Raw genomic sequence first — 2,987 nt, forward strand, 5'->3', positions numbered from 1 at the left:
TGAACGACCTTGCCGGCATGTCCTTACGGGGCGATCTGGTCGCGTTTCTCAATGAGCGGTCCTGCCGTTGCGGGGTCCCGGGCGGCTAATCACGGCGTGCCATCAGTCGGCTGAAGGCGGTCAGCCATACCCGGGACCCCTGGCGCGTTCCGGAGCCTACAACTGCCCCGGATCCACGGAAATAACGGTAAGGAAGGTGGTCGAGGAGAAGCGTCCTGATGGCGATTACACGATCTCCACCTATGAGGACGGATCCGTCAGTGTCGTCCGCATCGGAGGAGAAGGCGCCGACGTGAAGACGCGCGGCATCAGCGAGTGCTCCGTGAGCGGGTCCGCGCGGAACGGCTGCAAGATCGACACCTGGGTCGGACTGGTGAGCATGAGCTTCTACACCTCCTACAACCTGTCGAGCAACACGGTGACCGCCAACCCGTGGGGCCCGGCCTGGACGATCGGGGGAGCCTGTGGCTCGTCGCTCAACTACCTCGGCCGACCGCTCGCCAACCGCGCGCAGATGCTCATCAACGCGCAGATGTGCGGCGTCCCCTACAACACGACCTTCGAGTTGCGCCTGACGGTCTCCGGAGGAGCCGCGACGGTGAGCTGGAGCTGACGAGCAGAGCTCATCCGGCTCACTCCAACGCGCTGTGCGCCCGCCGCGTCCTCACGAAGCGGGCGCACAGTCGCGTCCCGAGAACAAGGCTGGTGCCACCCCCGACCAGCCACGCACCAGCCAGGACCGTCCACGTCGTCATACCGGAACTCGGCATCGCCGACAGCCAGTAGTACAGCCCGATCGCCCCGCCGACCACCACGGCAGCGACGACGGGGATCACCAGCGCCCTCCTCTTCTGCGAGACGGTCCAGGACGAGCAGAGGAGAATCGCGACGGCGCCGAGGAGCCAGCCGAATCCGGGAATCACCAGCCAGCCGAAGGCGAAGACCAGCGAGGCGACGACGGCGAACCAGGGGCGGTCGAAGATCGACCCGCCGCCCCCAGCGAGCGATCCGCCGGCGGCCTGCGCGATCCGAGAGGGACTTCCCAGTTCATCGATCCGCTCACGGGCGGCATCGTCGTCGAGGCCGTCCAGCTCTTCCGCGATCCCGCTCCAGATCTCACTCCGGAGGTCGGCGGGCACGCCGGACAATGCGATCCTCAGCTCCTCGAGGTAGCGCGCCGCCGCCGGCGATGTCGTCGTGCTCATGACGTTCCCCTTCCGATCGTCTCGTTCACCTGCCCGACGAAGGACGGCCACTCCGCCCTGAACCGCCCGAGCTCGACCTTCCCCACGTCGGTCAACGAGTAGTACTTCCGAGCCGGACCCTGCGCACTCGGGACGACGACTGCGGTGATCGAGCCTCGGTCCCGCAGCCGACCCAGGAGCGGGTACAGGGTGCCGATGCTCCCGATCACACCGACCTCCTGCAAGCGCGTGGACAGCTCCCACCCGTACATGGGAACGGTGTCGAGCAGCCCCAGGATGCAGAACTCGGCTACGCCCTTTCGAAGCTGTGCCCCGACTCCATCTATCATGCGTGACAGCATACAGGTATGCCCGGAGTGGCGCCATACGACCGCGACGTCGGCGCGGTCGAGCCGAGCCCCGTCTGACCTCGGCACCGAGAGCGCCGCGACACTCCCGCGCAGCCGGCGATCCATCCGGTCGCCCCGACGCGGTCAGTGGCGCAGAGGTTCCGCTCCCCGGCGACGTCCGCCGTGCCGATGGCCGGCAGGGGTGGAGCCGGATCGACGACCACGTCGCCTCCCTCCCCGCGGTCGACCGCGTCTTCCTGGTCGGCGCGGGCGGATCGCTGATGGGCGTCCAGGCCGCTCAGTACCTGCTCGACACGGCCGCGATCACGCCCGCCGCCTCCTACAACTCGGACGAGTTCTTCTTCCGCGCGCCCGCCTCGGTCGGCCCCGGCGCCCTCGTCGTCGTGCTCTCGGGCACCGGCGAGACCCCCGAGACCGTGCGGGCCGGCGAGTGGGCGCAGGAGCGCGGCGCCGCCGTGGTCGGAGTGACCCTCAAGCAGGAGGGACCGCTCGCGCTCGCCCTCGACACCGCCTTCGTCGCGCAGACCGGTCAGGGCACGCAGCTCGTGCTGCAGCTGCTCGCGCTCGCGGTCCTGCGCCGCGACGGGGTGGACGTGACGGATCGGCTCGAGGCGCTGCGCGCCCTGCCGTCCGCGATGGTCGCCACGGTCGCCGCCTTCGAGCCGAGGGCCGAGGAGCTGGCCGCCGCGATGAAGGACGTCCCCGTGACCTACCTCGTCACCTCCGGGTCGCTCATGGGCCCCGGTCAGACCTTCACCTCCTGCTACCTGCAGGAGATGCAGTGGATGCACGCCGCGACGATCAACGCGGACGAGTTCTTCCAGGGCCCCTTCGAGGTCTTCGACGGCGAGACGCAGAGCCTCGTCCTCCTCGCCGAGGACGCGACGCGGCCGATGGGCGAGCGCGCCCGGAGCTTCCTCGACCAGTACAGCGGGACGACCCACTACGTCGACTCCCGCGACCTCGAGCTGCCCGGCATCGCGGCGCCCCAGCGCGCCTTCGTCGCACCGCTCGTGTACTCGACGCTGGTCTCCCGGCTCGCCGCCCACTGGGCCGCGGCCCGGGGCTGCGCGCTGGAGGGACGCCGCTACATGTGGCAGTTCGCCTACTGAGCAGCACCGGGACCGGGAGACGGGGGCGACTGCGGTCGCCCCGCCTCCCGCCCTGCGCTCACCCCGCGACCGTCAGCGACACCTCGACCGCCACGTCCTCCGGCCCCTCCCCCAGCACCGTCTGCCGCACCTCGACCCCGTCGAGCCGCAGACCGCGGTCTCCGGCGGCGTCGAAGAGCGCGACGATCGCCGGATGCAGGGTCCCCTCGGGCAGTTCCTCCCCGTCGCGGGGGCGCCAGGTGGCGACCAGCTCGGTGCGCGCCGGGAGGATCGCGGCGAGATCGGCGAGGTCGCCCTCCGCCTCCGCCGACGTCGGCCAG

At 70.3% G+C, this 2,987-nt stretch carries 5 protein-coding genes; 2 read left to right on the forward strand and 3 right to left on the reverse strand.

The features are described from left to right. Positions 1 to 196: 196 nt before the first annotated feature. The gene (locus C5D04_RS17580; protein WP_104257773.1) at positions 197 to 613 is read left to right on the forward strand and encodes a hypothetical protein; all 417 of its coding nucleotides are present in this window, start codon (positions 197 to 199) and stop codon (positions 611 to 613) included. A gap of 19 nt (positions 614 to 632) precedes the next feature. Here C5D04_RS17580 and C5D04_RS17585 read toward each other — a convergent pair whose 3' ends face one another. Then, positions 633 to 1,205 (reverse strand): hypothetical protein, encoded by a 573-nt coding sequence (locus tag C5D04_RS17585; RefSeq protein ID WP_104266541.1) that lies wholly within the window; start codon positions 1,203 to 1,205, stop codon positions 633 to 635. Then, entirely contained in the window at positions 1,202 to 1,534 is a 333-nt protein-coding gene (locus tag C5D04_RS17590) for a PadR family transcriptional regulator (protein ID WP_104250299.1), read from the reverse strand. The genes C5D04_RS17585 and C5D04_RS17590 overlap by 4 nt, the downstream gene beginning before the upstream one ends. 2 nt (positions 1,535 to 1,536) lie before the next feature. Between C5D04_RS17590 and C5D04_RS17595 the strand changes: the two genes are divergently transcribed. Then, positions 1,537 to 2,667, forward strand: coding sequence for an SIS domain-containing protein (locus C5D04_RS17595; protein ID WP_258068135.1), 1,131 nt, complete (start codon positions 1,537 to 1,539; stop codon positions 2,665 to 2,667). A gap of 58 nt (positions 2,668 to 2,725) precedes the next feature. Here the strand turns inward: C5D04_RS17595 and C5D04_RS18460 are convergent. Beyond that, positions 2,726 to 2,987 (reverse strand): hypothetical protein (locus tag C5D04_RS18460; RefSeq protein WP_219815049.1); only part of this gene is annotated, 262 nt, incomplete at its 5' end.

It is taken from the genome of Rathayibacter sp. AY1D2, assembly GCF_002932695.1.
Classification (GTDB): domain Bacteria; phylum Actinomycetota; class Actinomycetes; order Actinomycetales; family Microbacteriaceae; genus Rathayibacter.

Bases quoted from the DNA above. Each gene is read 5' to 3' on its own strand.
- C5D04_RS17585 (WP_104266541.1), bottom strand. From the start codon at position 1,205: ATGAGCACGACGACATCGCCGGCGGCGGCGCGCTACCTCGAGGAGCTG.
- C5D04_RS17590 (WP_104250299.1), bottom strand. From the start codon at position 1,534: ATGATAGATGGAGTCGGGGCACAGCTTCGAAAGGGCGTAGCCGAGTTC.